Origin of the sequence: Aporhodopirellula sallentina SM41 (genome assembly GCF_000346505.1) — a bacterium.
Classification (GTDB): Bacteria; Planctomycetota; Planctomycetia; order Pirellulales; family Pirellulaceae; genus Rhodopirellula; species Rhodopirellula sallentina.
Map to the genome: position 1 here is coordinate 1 of NZ_ANOH01000001.1, position 20,881 is coordinate 20,881.

4 protein-coding genes are annotated in these 20,881 nt (G+C 60.0%); 2 read left to right on the top strand and 2 right to left on the bottom strand.

All coding sequences use genetic code 11. The features are described 5' to 3' along the window. Positions 1–446, bottom strand: a 446-nt coding sequence (locus RSSM_RS00005) for a c-type cytochrome domain-containing protein (protein WP_236620835.1), incomplete at its 3' end; no start/stop codon positions are given. A 333-nt stretch (positions 447–779) separates the two neighbouring features. On the opposite strand from RSSM_RS00005, the gene RSSM_RS00010 reads away from it, so the two are divergent. Further along, positions 780–1,580 (top strand): AraC family transcriptional regulator, encoded by an 801-nt coding sequence (locus RSSM_RS00010; RefSeq protein ID WP_008672980.1) that lies wholly within the window; start codon positions 780–782, stop codon positions 1,578–1,580. A 275-nt stretch (positions 1,581–1,855) separates the two neighbouring features. Here RSSM_RS00010 and RSSM_RS00015 read toward each other — a convergent pair whose 3' ends face one another. After that, positions 1,856–3,571 carry a PTS sugar transporter subunit IIA gene (locus tag RSSM_RS00015; protein WP_008672981.1) on the bottom strand — a complete coding sequence of 572 codons (1,716 nt, stop codon included), beginning with the start codon at positions 3,569–3,571 and terminating at the stop codon, positions 1,856–1,858. A 990-nt stretch (positions 3,572–4,561) separates the two neighbouring features. On the opposite strand from RSSM_RS00015, the gene RSSM_RS00025 reads away from it, so the two are divergent. Next, the coding region (locus tag RSSM_RS00025) for a beta strand repeat-containing protein (protein ID WP_008672983.1) at positions 4,562–20,881 on the top strand (16,320 nt) is incomplete at its 3' end.

Genomic DNA, 20,881 nt, shown 5'->3' on the forward strand with positions numbered 1-20,881 from the left:
GGCAACCCCGTCAAATCGAACGTCACCCGCCGCAGCCACTTCTCACGGCTGGTCGGTTCGGTGTGCTTGAGTCCCTTTTGTTTGACCACGTTGGCGACAAAACGATCGATCGGCCCCCGCGCCCAACCTTCGCCCGCCTCGGGAACGGCGATCTGTTCAGGCAGCGGCACGAATGCCCAGTGGGCTTCGAATTGGGCACCGTCGGAAATCCACTGGTCGAGAATCTCAATTTCCTCAGGACTCAGCTTCTTCAGGTCACCGGCCGGCGGCATCGGGTCGTCTTCGTCATGAATCCGCAGATGCAGCTCACTCGACTCCAAATCGCCCGGAACGATCCCGAAATAACCGCCGAGATCCGAAGTCGCGTTTTCGAATGAGTCGACTCGGAACGACGACTCCTGATTCGCCGCGTCCGGACCGTGACACTTGAAACACTTGTCTGACAAAATCGGGCGTACATCGCGGTTAAAATCGACCTCCGCACGCACCGAAGTTGGGATGCAAAGGCACACGATCACGGCAGTGACGGTCGCACCTAACCGTAGGGTGACACAGCGGATAAAAATCCATAGATTTTGACGATCAGATTGAAGGAAGGCAAAATCGCGTCGACGGGAGAATGATTGGTCAGGGGCGACGCGGGAGGTTGTTAACGGCCGCTGAAATGCCGCATTTCCGACACTTGCGATGCGTTCGGCAGCACAAGATCGATATTCATTCTAAACAATCTGACAACGGAGTCTTGTAAACGCGAGCGTCTTTTTTGGTATGTTTTGACGATGCCCTCTGCTTTCAACGACGCTTCACGCCCCTCCTCTGACGATGCGACTCGCACCCGAGCGGCGAGGTTCGCGGCCGGTTTCTTCGCCCGCCAGCCACAAGCCGCCGACGTGATCGAACTGTTTCGGTTTCTGCCGAACGCGTACTTTTACGCGAAGGATGCCGAGCACCGGTACATCGCGGTCAATCATCCGGTCCTGCGCGACGTCTTTGGACTGCAACGCGAAGACGACCTCCTCGGCCGGACCGATTCCGATTTCCAACCCCCGACGCTCGCCGAAGCCTATCACCAGGAAGACCGCCGGGTGATGCACGGGGGGACGACGATCGCGAACCAGGTTTGGTTGGTTCCCCACATCCGTGGCACTCCGCATTGGTACAAGTCGACCAAGACACCGCTGCGCGGGCCCGACGGGTCGGTCATCGGGCTCGCCGGGGTGATGTACCCGATCGACACGCCCGAGGAACAGTCACAGAGCTTTCGCGAATTAACGCCCGCGATCCGATTCATCGAAGCCAACTTCACGCAAGCGGTCTCGATGAAGGAGTTGGCCGAGTTGGTAGGGCTTTCGACAACGCACTTCAACCAACGATTCCGGGAGTTGCTGCGAATGACTCCGACGCAGTTCCTGTTGGCCCGCCGGGTTGAGCATGCTCGCCGTATGCTGACCGAAACCGAAGCCTCGGTGTCGGAGGTTAGCACCGCAACGGGCTTTTACGACCAAAGCCATTTCACCAAGCGATTCCGACAAGTGACTGGCCTGACCCCTTTGGCATATCGAAAGAAGTTTCGTAGCTGAGAGGTTTAGTTGGGTTGTTTTCCTCCGCCGGGGCGAGCCCGCCGGAAGGAAGGAAGGAAGGAAGGAAGGAAGGAAGGAAGGAAGGAAGGAAGGAAGGAAGGAAGGAAGGAAGGAAGGAAGGAGAGTGCACTCGGTCTTGGAATGACCGAGCTACGTGGGTGAGCCGAATGGCCGTAACGCCTCCGGTGCGATTGCCGATAGAGCATGCAAACCGAACACACCCCAAACCCGAGTGCGTACGCACTTCGGCTCACAATTGAGTCGGCTGTGTCGGGTTACCCTGGACGCAACCCGGCTTGGTCGGCGGCGTCTTCCAGGAAGTAATTGATGTCGGCGTGTTTGTCCGCGTGCAGAATCTCGTATGCGTGCGCGGGGCTGCGGGCATGGTAGAGCTGCTCGACCAAGTTCGCGTCTCTCGTGATCGCGGTTGCGAACGCGGAAAGCACTTGCAAATGCCGGCTGCGTTCCACCTCCGGCGTCGCGAGCAACAACACCGCGTGCACGACGCGTCCGTCCGGCGTGTCGAAATTCAATCCCTCGGGACTGATCCCGAGCACGCCCCGAATCTCGCGGCCTTCGCCGTCTTCCAAGATCGCGTGCGGGATCATCAAACCGTTGCCCAGACACGTCGAATGCTCCGCGTCACGGGCCATCACCCGTTGAATGAACTCCTCCTGATTCACTTCCATTTTCGACGTCGCGTAGAGCTGCGATGTCAACTCGCGGACGGTTGCCTCGCGGTCGTCACCGGTCAAACCGACCGTGATGCGATGCTCTTGGAGGAAGTCCAACAAACGCGCCCGATCCTTGTGAGCTTCGCCGGAGCGTTCCAACGCAAACCGAGTCGCACTCGGCCCGAGCAGTTGATTGATCGCCAAAGCCGACAAGCCGACCGTGTTGACGAGCGTCCGGACTTCTTCGCTGAAACCAGAGTTTTCACCGGAGATCAACAGGATCAGACCGACCGCAACACCGCCGTGGGGCAACAACGAGATACCGAGGTAGCCTCGGACGTTCTTCGTCACCCCGGCGAGCGACATGGCGGTCGACGCACTCGCACACTTACCGATCAACCGGGCAAAGAAATACAACGCCACCAATGCGGCGGCCTGAGGTACCAAACCGAAATCGAGTCGCATCCCGGCAAAGGTATAAAACAGCGCGAACAACGCTCCGCCGATCGTTTGCAGGTACGCTTCGCCGGATCGCACCAAATCATGTCGAACGTTCGTCACGACGATGCCCGCGAACGTGCACGCCAAAATTCCGCCGGATGTTCCGAAACCGGCGGCAAAGCCCCAGGCTCCCAGAATCGCCGCCACCATCGTCGGCCCCAAGAACGCGGGACTGACCAAGGTCCGCGTCAACAAGATCGCGAGAATCCCGCAACTCCCGCCAATCGCCAGGGTGACGGTGAACTGGATCAAAACGCTTTGCAGCGCGTGCGACCAACCCGATGCGTCGCCCAGAATCGTCGTAATGAACACGAACACGGCCACCGCGATCATGTCAATCAATCCGATCGCCGCGAGCAACGTGCGTGTCAAAATCCCGCGAGCCCGTGCCTCCTGGATTACCAACACGGTGGTCCCGGGTGCTCCGGCAATCGCGATCGCCGCCAAGACCAACGCAGGTTTGGCGGTCATCACCTCGCCGCCGGGAACGAGCGGACCGATAAAGTACAACAGCACGGCGACGATCACCGGCGTCAACAACAACTCGCCCAATAACAGATACCCGATCCGTTTGGTGGTGTTGCGCAGACTCGCGAAATACAACGTCGCACCGACGGTGAACGCGATGAACCCCAACACAAAATGCATGTAGGGGAGGAACCGATCCAAGCAGGCCGGGTCCTCGGTGGTGTTCATCCCGGGCAACGCCATCCGCCGCAGCAAAATCCCCGTGGCGATCCATCCGGTCACCTTGGGCATTTTCATCAACGCAAAGATCTCGCCGCCAATGATCCCCGCGACGAGGACGGTCGCCATGTTCAACAGCGGATCGTCGAAGTACAGATTAAAGAATGACTCTAACAGGGCTCGACTCCTCTTCGGAGTTAGTAAATGGCAGTGCCCTCACCGCTCGTGTGACAACGAGGTCGCGGATCGATCGTGACCAATAAGGTAACAACAATACGAAGTCGACTCGAACGTCACACGGTTGGCGAAAACACGTGCCCGCCGTCAAGCATGGCGGACCGGTGTCAAAATATAGCGTCCGAAGCCAAGCATAATTGCGGTCGTTGTGGAAACACCGAATCACGAACTTCGCAACGTTTTTGATAAAAGTTCCGCGTCACATCATGACACATCGCGAGGCGCCGTGTGTGTGGTTGGGTGAGTCGAAAGCGGACGGCGCGACTGCTGGAGAGGGTGTGCGTTTTTGGCGGTTGTTGGAATTCTGGCGACTCCGTCTATGGCAGTTGAGGACTCCGTCTATAGCAGTTGAGGACTCCGTCTATGACAGTTGAGGACTCCGGCGACGGGATGGTTTTGGCGGACGCGGGCCTGACGGGTGGTGTTTCCCTCACCGAAAATTAACGATCCGCGTCAATTTTGGCAGTCGAAATTTGCAGAGACCGATTTGCTCGCTCGCGGGAAACACGCGTGCCCCCGAACCGCCCTAGCGTTACACGCCAACCTGCGTGTTTTCGCTGGAATTCATTGGAAACTCACGCAATTCCCGATCGCGTGTTTGTTCGCCGGAGCGTTCCCCACACGCGAATTTCTCGCCCTTGAACTGCAGTTTTTCTCGCATCCCGAATGCGTTTTTGCGTGAAACTCATCTAGCGATGTGTGTCACTTTTGACTAATCACGTCACACATCGATTTATTTTGCCGAAAATCCCTGTTTTGGCTCAAGTCGATGAACGTCTCGAACGAGACGCAGTCGCGATGGATCGCGGCTGAGATGACCCCAACATTGCGATCGCATTGTTGGTTCGAAACATTGCCCCAAACGGACTTGGGTCCCAGCCGATGAATATCGACTATTTGCTACAGCAGTTCCGCACCCGTGCGTCTCGTACCAACGCGCGTAGGAAGTCTCGTTCAGGTCAACGGCGTCGCAAAACGAACCGCCTGCTCAACACCCGACTGGCGCGGCTGGAATCGCTCGAACAACGACAACTCTTGGCAGGAGACCTCGTCCTCGAAGGCGATGCGGGCGCCAACAAGATCGTCGTCAGCACGTCCGGCGGGAATCTGAATTGGTCGCTCGACGGTGTCGCCCAAGCATCCCAGCCGATCAGCGGCTTCGACGATCTGAAGATCGACGGACTCGGCGGTAACGACACCGTTCACATTTACGGCACACTGAATCTAGGCACGACGAATCATCTCGAGGTCATCGGTGAATCGATTTTTATCGGTAGCGATGGAAGCATCGGTTCGGGCACGTCGACCGATGTCAGCACCACCACGTCCATCACCGCAGGCGACGTTACCCTGACGAGTGTCGGAGACGACGTCGCGGCGAGTATAGGTGATAACCTGCCGATCTCCGTCGCACTCGATGATCGTTTGATCATGGTCGGCGACAACGTCAACATTGATGCCGACGGGGCCTTTACCGCCTCGGGCGAACGGACGAGTTCGCTGATCGGAACCAAACGCCCGATCGGCTATGGCGAAAAAAACGTCGAGATCCTGTTCGGTTCCGCCACGATCGACGCCTCGACGGTCAGCGTCACGGCGAAGGCGGCAGACGAGAACCTCACCGATCAACTTCCCGAGTGGGCCCAAAATAACATCATTGGCCCCCTTCAAGAGCTCATCAACGACGGCATCCTGCCGACGATTCCGTATTCGGTAATGATCCGTGAAAGCGGCGCGTCGATCGATCTGGCCGGAACGCAGATCACGGCAAGCGGCGATGTCACGATCTCCTCGACCACCTCGGTCGATGCGTCCACCGACGCCGTGGCGGTTCGTGACAGCGAAGACACCTCGGGCAAGTCGGCTCTCGGAAAAATCCTCAAAGCGGCCAACAACCTGAGCGCCGGGTACAGCCAAGCGACTTCGCGGGCGTTGGTGAACGTTTCGGGTACGGCTGCCATTACCGCAAACACCGGCAGCGTTTCAATTCTCTCGGACGCGACCACCATCGCCGAAGTTTCCGCATCAACGGAAATCAACAAGGGCGCCGATGAGTTGGATGATGACGAAGAAGAAGCGTTGGGAGACGACGAGAAAAAGAAGGCGTCGCCTGCCAACACCGACGCGCTCGGCGCATCAATCGCGGTCTCCAACACGCACACGACCAGCACCGCGACGATTGCTCAAAGCGTGACCATCAATGCCGCCGGGAACGTCAACATTCACGCCACCGGCGACGTTACCAATGCGGCCACCAGCGGTTTGGAAATCTATGTCGACGGACGTGGTGGGATCGGTGTTGCCGTGGGACTCGATGAAGCCGACATCACGGCGACGGTCGACGGAACCATCGTTGCGGGGGAAGCAACCTCATTGGTCGGGTTCGAAAAATCGGACATCGACCAAACCGTTGGCTCGATGACGGAGCTGATCCGAATCCCCGACCACGGTTTCGAAACGGGCGAGCAACTGGTCTACCTCGCGCAGGACGCGGACGACCTGGACGCTTCGCCAACGATCGGCAATCCGATCGACGGGTTGACTCAGGGTCAATCGGTTCGCGTGGTGGTGATCGATGACGATCACATCCAGTTGACGCGTGAAAACTCAATCGACCTGGACGCACGATTGATCGACGCGGGCACCGAACACACATTGCAACAGAGCGATTCGATCATCATCGACCCCACCGCAACGGGCGTCGTTGACGTAACCGACAACACGATCGCGGTCGGCAACACGGTGTTCACCGTGGGGCAACGGATCAAGTATCTCGTCGGCGGATCGGATCCGGAAACGCAACCGATCGACTCACTGCGTCCGATCGGTGGACTCGCGGACGGTGAAACGTACGTCGTCGCCGAGTACGACGCGACGGCAAAAACGATCAAACTCTCGGAGCCGGTTGCCGAGGGTGACTCACTCGTCGTGATCGATTTGACCACCGGCGCGGTCGGTGATTCGCACGCGTTCGGATTCACGCACACTCCGATCACTTTCGAACCAGCAGCAACGGTCGACAATCAATCCAACCAGATTACGTTTGATGCCGATCACGGTTTGGTAACTGGCGACCAGGTCACCTATCGCACTGACCCGACCACAGTCACCACCCAAGTTTACGGGCGAACGGCGTATCTCGCCGCAACCGCAATGACGTCGGACACGGTTTCGAGCGTCTCGGCAGCGACGATCATCGATGCCGCGAACGACGAAATCACGCTGCTAAACCACGGATTCGAAACCGGACAAACGGTGCAGTACACCGCCGCGGGCACCTCCGGGTTTGGACTGTCCGAGGGAACCGATTACTACGTCGTGAAACTAAGCGACGACGTGCTTCAGCTTTCGACCACGCAAACCAATCCGTCGTCGAACATCGTCAACCTGAACGATCCGGGCACGATCACGTTGGGAGCCGCAATCACCAGTGATTACGTCATGGTGAGTTTTGACGGCTCTCGCACATCCCCTTTGATCACCGGCAACCAATTCAACATTCCCGATCACGGACTCGTTGACGGGACCACGGTGGTTTACCGGACCGGTGGGGGTGACCCGGTGGCGCCGCTGGCCCCGAACGAAACGTACCTGGTGGACGTGGTTGACGCGAACACGATTCAATTGCAAACGACCGACGGAACACCGATTACGATCACGGGTGGCGCGACCCTCGGGATCGACTTTCATGCCTTTGAGGTTCTCTACGGCGACGCCGATGCGGACGCCGACACGATCTTTTTGACCGACCACGGTTTGCTGACCGGGGACCAAGTCACCTATCACGCGGACGGTTCGAATGCATTCGGCCTCGTCGATAACACCACCTACGAAGTCGACGTGGTTAGCGCCGACGAGATCCGACTCCGCGCCGTCCCGACGGGCAACGATCCGGTGGGCTCAGGTAGCCTCATGAACCTGACGACGGCCACGGCTGGACAAACTCACCGGTTGACCGCAAACGACTCCGACATCGAATTGTCGTTCACTCCGCACATCACCGCACCGAGTGAAACGATCGGTTTGGTTCGATTTGATCCTACCGCGGGCCCAACCGTCGACGCGGCGACGAACACGATCACGTTCCCCGGACACGGGTTTTCCAACGGCGACGTGATCACCTATCTCAACGAAGGTGGCGTCGACATTGACGGCATGACCGCCGGAACGCAGTACACCGTATCCGACGTTGACGGCGACACGTTCAAACTGACCGACGGTGGGGGCGAAGTCGACCTGACCACGCCGACGAACGTCAGCGGCAACAACCACATGTTCGAACGACTCAGCGAAATCACCGTTGGTGAGTCCGCGATCCGGGGACTCGGCAGTGGGCAAACCTATTACGTCACAAGAATCAACGATCGCACGATCCGGTTGAGCGAAACGCGGGCGGGCGCGTTCGCTGCGGCACCGATCGAATTGTCCGCGACCGGTTCCACGGCCACCGAACATTCCTTCCAAACCATGATGGGTTCGGGAATCAAAGTCGCCGCTGAATTGACGGCATCCAATCAGGTAGAAACTGGATCGGGCATTGGTGACGAACCCAAAGCCCGTGATTTGATTACGCGAGGCCAACGCCAATATCCGATCCGTACTGACGATGACGATTCGGAGAGCGACGACTTCGGGCTCGATGGTTTCTCCGGGGAAGCGGGCGAGGCGGCAAACCAAGTCGACAACATCAACAACAGCTTCTCGATCGCCGGCGCGGTCGCGTACAACCGATTCACCCACACGGTTGTGGCAACGACCGGCGCGACGTCGGTGCTCGAGTCCGATGGAGACATCGCGGTAACTGCCTCCGCGGAACAATCCGTCAGCGTGAAATCGCAGGGCACGGTGATCTCCGACGGAGGCGACGAAGCCAGCGATGACGAAGATCCCAACACCGAACCGAAGAAACGCCGCGTTCGCGACAAAGACAAAACCTTTGCCGCCGGACTCGCGCTCTCGATCGGCGATTTCACCAACACCATCGACGCCACGGTTAGCGGCGGCAGTCAGCTCGATGCGAAACAAGCGATCGACGTCACGAGCGAATTGAGCTATCCGATCCTAGCCGATCCGTTCTGGATTGACCCGATCGCCGCCTTGCCATTTGGTGAGTTGACGCGTTCGACGATCGAAGACGGTTTCGATGCGGAAACGTTCTTCTCGACTGATTTCCGCGAAGAGTTTCACTCGTCGATGGGGCCGGACCTGGGACTCGGTGAAACCGTCAACGTCTGGGCATCCACCCAAGTCGCCGGCAACGGCACCGATCCGGAAAACAACCCCGGCGGAGTCGAAGGTGCGGCCAAGTACACTATCGCGGCGTCGATCGCCAAAGTCGACTACGACAACCACTCCGGCGCAACGATTGGTGACGGTGCGTTGATCAACCAAAAGGCCGGCTACCAGACCAACGATCAGAGCGTCAACGTGGACGCGTCGACCCATATCGAATTGGTCAATCTCGCCGGGATCATGACGGTCTACGCGTACGCGGAAAACATCAAAGAAGTCGCCAAGGGAGATCGCGAACTCAAAGACACGCTCTCGCCGATCGGCAACCGTGCCGGCGTCGCGGGTCTCGGTGGGTCGGCGTTGCTGCAAACGATCGATAACGAAACGCTCGCCACAATCGGCGACGGTGCGTTGGTTCACGCAGGCGACAACGGCGACGTAAACGTGTCGGCCGCCGAGTTGATGGTCAGCTATGACCTCGTTCAGGCGGGTGGTGAAGCAGGCAAGATCGGTGTCAGCGGCAGCGTCAACGTGCTCGACCAAGACAACACCACCATCGCACAGATCAATGACGACGCGGTCATCTCGGGCAACAACATCACCGTTCTTGCCGACGACGAGACCTCACATGTTTCCGTCGTGGGTGCATTGCAGACCGCGGGCATCGCCGCGGTCGGGATCTCTGTCGGCGTTCAAGACATCAACCGCGAAACCGCCGCGATCGTTGGCGAAAAAGGGGACAACCTCACTCCTCCCGCGACGGGCAGCGTGCTGGACATCGACGCGGCAGGCGACATCCTCGTCGATGCCAAACAATCCGGTTCGCTGTGGACGCTCGGCGTCGCCGGCACCAAGGTCAGCAAAACCAAAAGCCGTGACGCCAACGCCAAATCGCCCAAGAGCAGCGGCGCCAAAGGCAAGAACTCTTTCACCAGCGGCATCGGACTGGCCGGCGACGTCGCATGGAACTCCGTCAACGATTCCACGCGTGCTTACATCAACACCAACGGCGACGTGGATGCGGCGGGCGAACTAACCGTTTCCTCACAAAACGAAACCAGCATTTCTGCGGTTTCGGGCGCGGTAGCCACCGTCAGCGCCGGCGGACTCGCTCTCGGTCTCGCCGGTTCATTCGCCCGCAACGACCTGGATTTGGAAACCCAATCATGGATCGCTGGCGCGGACGTCCACGCTGATGACGACGTCAGCGTCACCGCCGATGCCGCGTCCGATATCCTCGCGATCACCGCCGGCGTGTCCGGTTCGAAGAGCAACCGCAAGAGCGGAGCGAGCGTTGGGATCGCGATCGCCGGGTCGTTCTCTTGGAACACGATCGACTCAGAATCGCTCGCGATCATCGACGACGCCGTGGTGACCTCCGGCAGTGACATTTTGGTGCAGGCCGTCGACAAATCCAATGTGTTGGCCGTTTCGACCGCCGTGACCGCAACGCTCGCCAAGACCAGCAAGGGCGCCGCGGTTGGCGTTTCCGCGTCGGGTGCGGGCATGATGAACCAACTCGACCGGCAACTCGTCACGGAAATCCGAGGCGCGTCGACCGTGACCGCGGGGCTGGATGACGGCGACGTCGGCACGACCGAAACGGGGCACGTTCACGTGCTCACCGAAGACCAATCGTTCATCCGCGCGTACGCCGTCGGCGCGGCCCTGTCGATCGCCGCAGGCACCTCAGGAACCGGGGTCAGCGTGGCCGTCGGGGTGTCGATCGCCGAGAACGAAATCGAAGGACAAACGATCGCACGCATCGCCGCGGGCAGCATCGTGACCAGCGACGATGAAGTCCGCGTCGTCGCCCAATCACTCGGACGGCCGGGCGAAGACATCGCCGGCGGTCTGACTCCCGCCGACCTCGACGACGCCGCCAAAGCGGATTCCGATGACGAAGACACAGTCGCCAACGAATACGACACCGACCGCACCGCCGACGCGACGATCAAGACGACTCTGTACCAAAAAATCTTTGGTGTCCCCGCACCGGCCGGCCAAATCCTGACGCTCTCGCAGCTCGGCACCGAAACCCTCGAACCGGTCGCGGAAGAAAACGACGAAGACCTGACCGACGAAGAAAAGACGGCTCGCGACGAACAACAGTCGACCGAGGAAGAAGCCCAGTACCAAGAGGACGTCGCCTCCGACGGCAGCGAGAAGGAAGACGACGCGAACCTGGTCGGAACGTCGTGGATGTTTGTCGACGAAACCGCGGGCAAGACCTACATCATCTTCAAGGAAGGCGAATCGCTGAAATTCAGTGAGTCGTCGATCACCTCCGTCGCCGTCGCCGCGTCGCTCGCCGCAGCCGGTGGCAAAAATGGGCTCGCCGCTTCCGGTGGCGGTGCCTCGACCGGCAACACCATTTTGACGGAAGTCCTCGCGACGATCGTCGGCAGTACCGTGATCGTCGACGTGGCCGACGGTGACGAAACCTCGAGCGGTAACCTCGACGTGATCGCGACCAGCCAAGCCGGCATCGTTTCGACCGTGATCGCGGCCGCCGCGTCGGCGTCGTTCTCGAGTTCGAGCGGTGGGTCGCTCGCGATCGGTGCCGCGGTCGCGGACAACCAGATCGGTGACACCAGCAGTTCGAACGATTTCGGCTCGACCCGCGCGATCATCGACGGATCGAAAACGTTGATCGAACACGACGTCAACGTCAGCGCCGTCTCCGGCCAACGGATCAGCACCACCGTCATCGCGGGCAGCGTCGCGATCAGTGGTTCGTCATCGACCGCCGTTGGACTCGCCGGCGCCGGTGCCTCGGTTGAAAACACGATCAACGCGGACGCCGAAGCGGCCATCAAGAACGTGCCGGCGCCGACGGATGAAACCGATCATCAGTTTTACGCTCGAGACGTTTCGGTCGTTTCGGAAAACACTTCCGAGATCAACGCTCTCGCGGGAGCCGCCTCGCTCGGGATCGCCGTCGCGGGCAGCAACGCGGTCACCGTCAGCATCAGCGTCGGACTGGCCAAGAACACGATCACCTCGCAAACGCTCGCCACGATTGACGACGCGCACTTCGAACGCGTCGTCGACACGGGAATCGTCGACCCCGACAGCAGCCCCGAGGCGAACTATCTCGTCCGCGATTTTGCCGTCAACGACGTCACCGTGCGAGCGAACTCCTCCGGTTCGATCGACGCCATCGCCGCGGCCGCCGCCATCAGTGCCAGCTTCGGCAGCACCGGAGTCGCCGTCGCCGGTGCCGGTGCCGAAGCGACCAACCGCATCAACGCCACGACGCTCGCCACGATCGTCGACAGCCGCCTGTCCGCCAACGGTCACGTCGACGTGGACGCCGAACAATCCACTGCCATCGATTCGTTCGTCGTTTCCGCTGCCGTCGCCATTGCCGGTGGTTCCAACGCGGTCGGCGCGGCCATCGGTGTGTCGCTCGCCCGAAACATTATCGGCCAAGCCGATGTCGCCGTCGCGGTTGACCACGACCTGAGCAACCGCAACATCACGATCACCAACGGGCAAACCATCCAAGTCACCGCGGGTCCTGGCGCGGGCGATGTTTATCGATACATCGGCGGCACCTCGCTGAGCGATCCCGATCCGTCGGCCGACGAGAATTGGTTGACGCGATTGGATTTCAACGACCGTGAAAAATGGGAACGGGCCGACATCGCCCCGGTCGCTCAAGACGCCAACGATCCGAGGGTTGGCAGAGCCGTCGGCGCGATCCTGCATGACTCCGCGGTCGTTGCGACCGGTGACCTCACCGCCGACGCGGAAGCCCGCTCGAAGATTCAATCGTTCGTCTTTGCCGCGTCCGTCGCGGCTTCGTTCGGTTCCAACGCGGCTGCTTTGGCCGGTGCCGGTGTCGGATCCTACAACGAGATCACACTCAACGTCGCAGCCACGATTGACGGCGAACACGCCGCGCCGACGATCGAAGGCTATCGCGGCACCGACGGAGCGTTTATCTACACGACCGATGCGTCGGAGCTCGCGAACTTCTCCACAACGGGCTACCCGACGTATCACACCCGCAGCGTTTCGCTCGACGCCGACGACAACACACAAATCGATTCGTTCGCGGGAGCCGCAGCGATCGCGGCCGCCTTCGGTGCCAACGGGATCGGACTCGCAATCGGTGTATCGCTGGCGACGAACGTGATCGAGAACGACATCGACGCATCGATCCGTGACGTTCAGCGTGGCATGTACACGACCGGTTATTCCACCGTCACCACCGATCGGACCGAAGAAACCATCGGCGGCGAAACGGTTTACTTCTTCACGCACACGATCGCAAACGAATACAAAGGCGACATCTCGTTGACGGCGAACGAGAACGCGACCATCGAATCGGTATCCGTCGCCGCCGCCGTTTCGCTCGCGTTTGGTTCCGTCGGCATCGCTTTGTCGGGTGCCGGTGCGACCGCGACCAACGAGATCAACAACACCGTCACGACAACCATCGACAACTCGTACGCGGTGGCCGACGGTGCGTTGATTTTTGCCGTCGAAGACCAATCTCCATCGCTGGCGTCGTCGGACCCGGATCTCGCCGAAACGGTTTTGATCGGAGTCACGCGTTCGGACATTTTGCTCGACGCGAAGAACACCTCGCACATCGAGTCGAAAGTGTTCGCCGTCGCCGCCGCCGTCAGTGGCGGCAGTGTTGCGGGTGCCGGTTCGATCGGGGTTGCTCTTGCGGACAACACGATCGGAACCGAGGGCGCCGCCTCGGGAGCCAACACACACCAAACGATCGCGTCGATCACCGGTTCGATCGTCGCGGCGGGCAACGACATTGACGTGCTCGCCAAGAGTACCGAAACCGTCCGCACGTTGTCCTTCGCCGGTGGCGTCGCGATCGCGGCGGGCATCGGGTTCGCCGGTTCGGCCACCGGAACGACCAGCGACACGTCCCTGTCCAACGACACCCACGCCTACCTCAGCCGCACGTCCGCGACGTCGGGGGAAGACGTCACCGTCAAGGCAATCGCCGACTCACGCGTGCTGCGTGCGACCGGTGTCGGTGCTTCGCTCGCGGTGTCGCTCGGTGCGGTTTCCGTTGCCGTCACACTGATTGAAAACACCATCGACGCGGATGTCCGGGCGTGGATCGATGACGACGATTCTAACGCGAGCGATGAAGCCATGAAGATCATCGCGGTCGGCGACATCATGGTGATGGCCGACGCCGAAGCCATGCGGATCGACAAAGTCACCGGCGTCGTCGCCTCGGTCTCGGGCGGACTCGTCTCAGCCAGCGGCGGTGGCATGGACATCACCAACACGATCGACAACGACGTCTCCGCCAAGATCGCCGATGGGATCGTTGTGCAGTCCAATGACACCGTCACCGTTCGTGCCAACGAAGACGCGTACGTCGACGCGGACGCAACCGCCGTCACCGTCGCGATCAGCCTCGGGGCCGCGATCGGCGTCGCGACCGTGACCAACAACCTCAACAGCAGCATCGATGCGAGCGTAGAGTCGGCCCACATCGAAGGCGTCGACGTCCTCATTCGCGCCGACTCCGATGCCCACATCGATCGAACCACGACCGCGGGCGTTTCCGCGTCACTCGTCGGAATCGCCGCGAACGAAGCCAACGCGAACATCAACACGACCGTCGAAACCATCGTCGACGATTCGATCATCGTCGCGTCCGAGGAACTCTCGATTCTCGCCGACGGAGAGAGCTACGCACGTGCGGACGCTCTCGGTGGAGCATTTGGTGCGATCGCGGTCGGCGTGATGTTGTCGGAGATCAATCGCGGCACCGACTCCACGCCTGATGTGACCTCATCCATCGACAACGGTTCGGCAATTTCGGCAGGCCGGCTGATCCTGTCGGCGACCTCCTACGACGACCTGCTCGCCACCACCGTTGCCGCTGGCGGCGGTGTGGTGTCGGCCTCGGCGTCGGACAGCAAAGTCACCAGCAACCAGGGCACGCTCGCCAAGGTCGGTACCGACGTGGTCATCGTCGCCGGCCCGGTCAGCATCACGTCCGGCAACACACAGCACGCGGACTCCTCCGCAGACGCCTACTCGGTTGGTCTCGCGACCGGTGCCGGTGCGGGAACCCACAATTTGCTCACCGGTGACGCCGACGTCACGATTACCGACGGAGCGCAGATCCATGCCGACTACCTCTCGATCGGCGCGACCAACCGCGTCCACAAAGACGGCATCAACAACGGCTTCAACCTGCAAAGTGGATCGGTCGGCCTCGGGTCGCTGACGGTCTTGGAAAGCCAAACCGACATCGGAACCTCCAGCGACAACGTGGAAGCGTTGGTCACCATCGACGACGGTGCGTTGATCCAAGTCGACGGCGGAACGTCGGACAATCCCGGCCTGCTCGAGATCGAATCCATTGTCGTCGCCGAAGCGTTCGATCGGACGAAGATCGAAGCGGTGTCCGGTTTCGGCGCCACGTACGCCAACAGCGACATCAGTTCACACACGAACGCCAACGTCGTTGTCGAGGGCGCGACGCTGATCAACAAACGGGGCGACGTCAACATCGCCACCACCCACGACGTCGGACTGTTCCCCAGCAGCAATCTGTTTTCGGCCGGCGTCAACGTTGCTGCCGGTGCGGATGCAAATGCCAACGCCAATGTCGACAACACGATCACCGTCGACGACAGCCTGATCCGTGGTGCTCAGGTACAGATCATGTCGGGTCGCAGCAATTTCCAAATCCCGAACCTCGTCTCGCTCAGCAGCAACGTTGACGTCACGACCGCCTCGCTCGGCCCGTCCGTCGCGATCGGCACCCCAGACGCCAACGCAACCTACGTCAACCGCGTTGCCTTGGAAAACGAAGCCAACATCGAGGGCTTCAAGGACGTCGTGTTGGTCGCCGAAGAGAACATTGACATTCCCGTTCGCGTCGCCACCGACGGACTCGTGCTCAGCCTTTCGCTCGTCCCATACGGGTATAACGTCGGAGGCAACACATCTCGCAACGGCACATCCGAAGTCACCGTATCAACGGGAGCCAACGCGTCCCACGTCACCGCCGGGATCTACAACAAATCCGTGATGGTGATTCGCAGCGTCGCGTTCGATCAACAAAAAATCACGGAAGCGGCCGGCACGAGTGAACCGGCCCCTGCGGGATACGTCTTCGATCCCAACGGCGGGAAGTTCGTCGAGGCCGACGATGACTACGAATTCGCAGAGTTCCTCGGTCTCGACCTCGACACACAAATTCCATACGAGTTCGCAACGCTGACCGTCGACCAGATCGCGGTTGACGTCGCGATCGGGAACATCGTCACGGTCGAAAGTGGTTACAACGCTGGCGGAATCGCCGGACACTCCTATCGCTATTATCCCGTCGACGGGCAAGGCAACGTTCGTCCCGAACTCGATGACCAACAACTCGTCCTGCAAAACATCAACTACGCCGACACCTCGATGTGGCAGGACCTCGGCGCGATCACACCGGCTCAAGCAGAAACCGCGTCGAACGGATCCATCGTTTACACCAGCGGCCAGACCGCCGTTTTCGAAGCCAGCCTCAACGACAAGTTCTACGTCATCAAGAACCCCGACATCGACATGCCGGTGCTGTCGTATAAGAACGTCGGCAACCTGTTGCTCGAACAACGCGAGCAAGTCATCGAGTGGATGAACGCTCACTCGAACAACCCCGAAGCGATCGCACGTTACGAAGTCCAACTCGCTCAGATCGACGCCACGCTCGCCGATCTCGGACTCACCGAACAACGCACCATCGTGGAAGCCAGCTCCAGCGGCACTGTCACGAAGACCATCACCGTCGTGCGAGAAGAACTCGACGCGATGTTCATCGAACTGCCCAACATCTACGCCGCACCGGGATCGGTCTACATCACCGCGACGGCACCGTTCGCCTACAACCCGAACGTGCTCGCACGCGACGAATCTAGCATCACGATCGAAAACAACACTCCGTTCATCCCCATCGTCGGCGAAACGATCGTCCGCGATAACCGCCGCGTGGTGGTCATCGATGACGAACTCGTTCAATTCGATCCCGGCTTTGTCTATCACAACTACCGCAAGGTTGAATCCGGCGTGGACCCTAGCGAGTCCAGCGGTCACGCCGGCGCGAGCAGCGGGGACAACTCGTCGAGTTTCGGTACCTCGACGATCACAATCACCAACACCTCGATGACCGCCGACGACGCCGGCATCACGACTCCGGACACAGAACTCAGCGACGGTCTCGTTGCCGAAGGCACACCACCGACCTTCACCGCGCCGAACGACCTCTACATCAGCGGCGATGTTGTCAACGAGAACGGATCGGTCCACATCGTCAACTCCTTCGGCAGCATCACGGTCAGTGGCGAAGTCCGCGGGGCGTCGGTCAACATCGAAGCCGGAAAGGACTTCAATCTCAACAGCGAAGATTGGCTGCACACCAATCGCGACCCACGGCAATACATCAACTACCAATACTACCGAAGCGCAGTATTCAACAAAGACGGCACGCCTCGCTACCAAACGTTCGATGACGCCAATGACGTCGGCATCCCGCAGTTCCGCGTCTATTCGATCCGCCTGTTCGGTAACGTGTACACGTTCCACGTCCCGGTCTCCGGTGGCGGCAGCGGCAGTCTCGAAGAATCGATCGAAGAAGACGAATCGGCGATCACCGCGCAGGGTGCGATCTCGATCACCGCTCGCCAACTGAACATCAACGGATTGGTCCAGTCCGGCGTCGACACGATTACTGTCAATGTCCCGTCCACCTTCCATCAAACCAGTTCAACAACGTCGCTGACCGACAGCTACGGAAACGGCATCGGCGGGATCACGTTCACCAGCGCCGACGAACCCGTCTCGGTTCCCGTCAACGGATACTTCGACGCGGCCAAGCAAGCGATCGTTTTCAACCCGATCACGCCGACCGGTGGCCGCATCACGCTCGCCGGACGTTTGATGTCGACCGGCAACGGACGCATCGTCGCCGCTCATGGCTATGCCAACGTCAAGATCGATAATCAAAGCGGTTATGACGTCATCCTCAACGAGATCGACACAACGACCGATCGCGTCGGCCAAATCATCCTGCTCGATACCGAAAGTTTGACCAAAACGGTCTACACGATGAGCGACGCCGGGATGGAGGCGACCAACTACGTCGGCGAATTCGTCGAAGGAAAATCTGACGAAGCATCGGGAGTCGACGCGCTCTCCCGCATCGACTACTCACTGCATCCCACCAACCCGACCGCCGTCGACGCCAGCGCCGACCCGGTCATGCAGTACCGTCCTGGGATTGTTAACCAGTTCGGCAACACCGACCCCGCGCCCGAACTGCTCTACGTTTGGGTCGAAGGCCAAGACAAGACGAAGGTCGTTGTTCAGAAGTACGAGAAACGCTCCTTCAACCTGTTCGGTGACAACGCCTTTGGTGATTTCCTCGTCAAAGACGGATCGTTCAAATGGGAAACCGTCAACTTCCGTGACGCCTACCCGATCCTCGAATCCGAAGTTCTCGTCGGAGTCGGCGAGGCGGGGTATCCGACCAACGAATCCGGTGTCGCGTACGCCCAGGGCAAAGCCTACACGATCAAGTACCACCAGGCTCCCGACGCCACCGTCGAGATGAAGGCGAACACGCACGTGTACATCGTGGGCGACAACTACGCGGGGCTCAACGGATCCAACCTGTACTACAAATATGTCGGCGCACTTCCCGCCGAATTCGAATTGTCGAAACAGGACTACGGCGACACCAACAACTGGGAAGTCGTCTCCGCAGGCGATTTCCCCAAAGCCTCCGGCGGCATCTTCCCGGGCAACGTCGTCGGCAGTGATTTCAAGAACGAGAGCCAGAACGCTCGACGGTGGACGACCGGTGGTGGATGGCTGCGGAAGAAAACGATCCACACCGAGATCACCACCGCGACCGGGGTCACGGATTACTACACGCACACGCTCAAAGCCGATTACCCGATCGACATTTCCTTCGTCGGCGGCGACACCACCTCGACGATCGACATTCATTCGGGCGGGAACATCATCCTCAAAGGTGACATCGACGCACCCGAAGGTAGTTCGATCCTGTTCAGCGCCGGCAAAGACGTTATCGGCGCAGGCACGGTTGGCTTCTACGGCGTCACGCCTGAAATTCACACCGGTGGCAGCATCGACGTGAACGTGGAAACCGACAACGGGCCGTTGATCATTTCCGCCGGTGGCACCGTCCGCGTCGACGGCATCACCAACCAACTCGTCCAACAACAGCAAACCAACCAAAGCTACAACGACCTCTCACCGGCTGCCGCACCGGTCGCGATGGCGGCAATGGCGAGCTTCGCTGCCGGCGAACCCGAACCCACACCGGGCACGATCACGATCGACCGTATCGACAGCACCGGGGACGTGTTCATCACCGCAGCCGAGGGCATCGTCGTCCTGGCCAACCACCAACGTGACACGACCATGACGAGCGAACCGGTCGAAAATTGGCACATCCGTGGCAACCACATCGAACTGAAAACACGCTCGGGAACCATCGGTGCTGAGGGCAGCCCGATCCGCATCGACAGCAACATCAACGGCGACGGTGGCCTGTCGGCGTTCGCCGAACTCGATGTCCACGTCGAAGAAGAAACCGGCAACCTCGTGCTGCTCTCGCCGAAGAGTTACAGCAGCCAAGTGTCGGCCGACATCGCCGACCCCGACGCCACCAAAGATGGCAAACCGGCATCCGAATACCGCAAAGACATCGCCGTCCGTTCGCTCCACGGCAGCATCTACCTGACGACGCTGCACGGTGACATCCAAGACGGGATCGAAGAGGTCTTGCAAGGCCCAACGATCGACGAACTCAACGCCCTCAACGAAGAACTCGCGATCACGGACAAGGAAGCCCGCGAGGCCGTCGAGTACGGCATGATCAATCTCGAGACCGGCCTGACCGAACGCTATCACCGCTACTGGACCGAAACCCGAGGCGCGAGCCGTACCGAATCGATCGCCTCCGCCGTCGACGCGGCCGACGACGAACTCGTCTTCGATTCCGACCAAGGTCTCACCACCGGCGACGCGGTCATTTTCAACCTGACCGAAGACACCTTCGTCGACATCGGACTGACCGACGGTGCGCTGTACTATGTCGTCGTCGATCCGGCGAACCCCGAACGCGTCGCCTTCGCCGCATCACACGCCGACGCGATCGCCGGTACACCAACGCTTGTCCCTCTTTCGCACGGCGGGCCCGTCGAAGCGTCGGACTACTCGATCCGCCGCGACGTTGCGGACGAAATCAGCATCGCGTCGATGGACCACGAAACCGACGTGATCACGACAACCGCGCCTCACGGCCTATCCGACGGCGACGAAATCACATTCGACGTTGGTCTGGTGCCTTCCCGCGATGCGATGAGCGGTGCGAACTGGACCGCGAAAACGATCACACACACGCAAAACGAAGACGACACGCAGTTGGTCGACCTTGCCAACGGCGACATCATCTTACTGCTCAGTGGCGAGTTGGTGCACTACACCGGTGCGGGCGAGACCGACTTTGACTTGCAATCGGGCAGTTTTAGCACGTCCGATTTCAACACCACATCGATCCGCCTGGACGCGAGTGCCCTCAACTTCACCGACCGAGTCGAGTTCCTGCCGGGTGACTACGCGTTGGACCTCAACGGCGACCTGGTGCAGTACACCGGCACGAAAACCAAAGTCCTCGAACTATCCACGCCGATCCCATCGGACACGGGCGCGTTCGATCCGACTCGCCAGGGACTCCACGCCGGCGTCACCTATTACGTCGCCGAGTCAACCGCAACGACTTTCAAACTGGGGATCACCCGTGCCGACGCGGCGATCATCGGCGAACACCTCGATCCGGAAAACCCGTTCGACGGATCGACAGACTACCTCACCGGCAAGACGCTCGACCTACCTGAAATTGACGGCGGATTCGGCGACCTCTCGCAGCTCAAATTCCTGCGATACCACTACACC

Excerpts from the sequence above, each read along its gene's own strand:
- RSSM_RS00010 (WP_008672980.1), top strand. The coding sequence starts at position 780 with ATGCCCTCTGCTTTCAACGACGCTTCACGCCCCTCCTCTGACGATGCG.
- RSSM_RS00015 (WP_008672981.1), bottom strand. The coding sequence starts at position 3,571 with ATGGCGACCGTCCTCGTCGCGGGGATCATTGGCGGCGAGATCTTTGCG.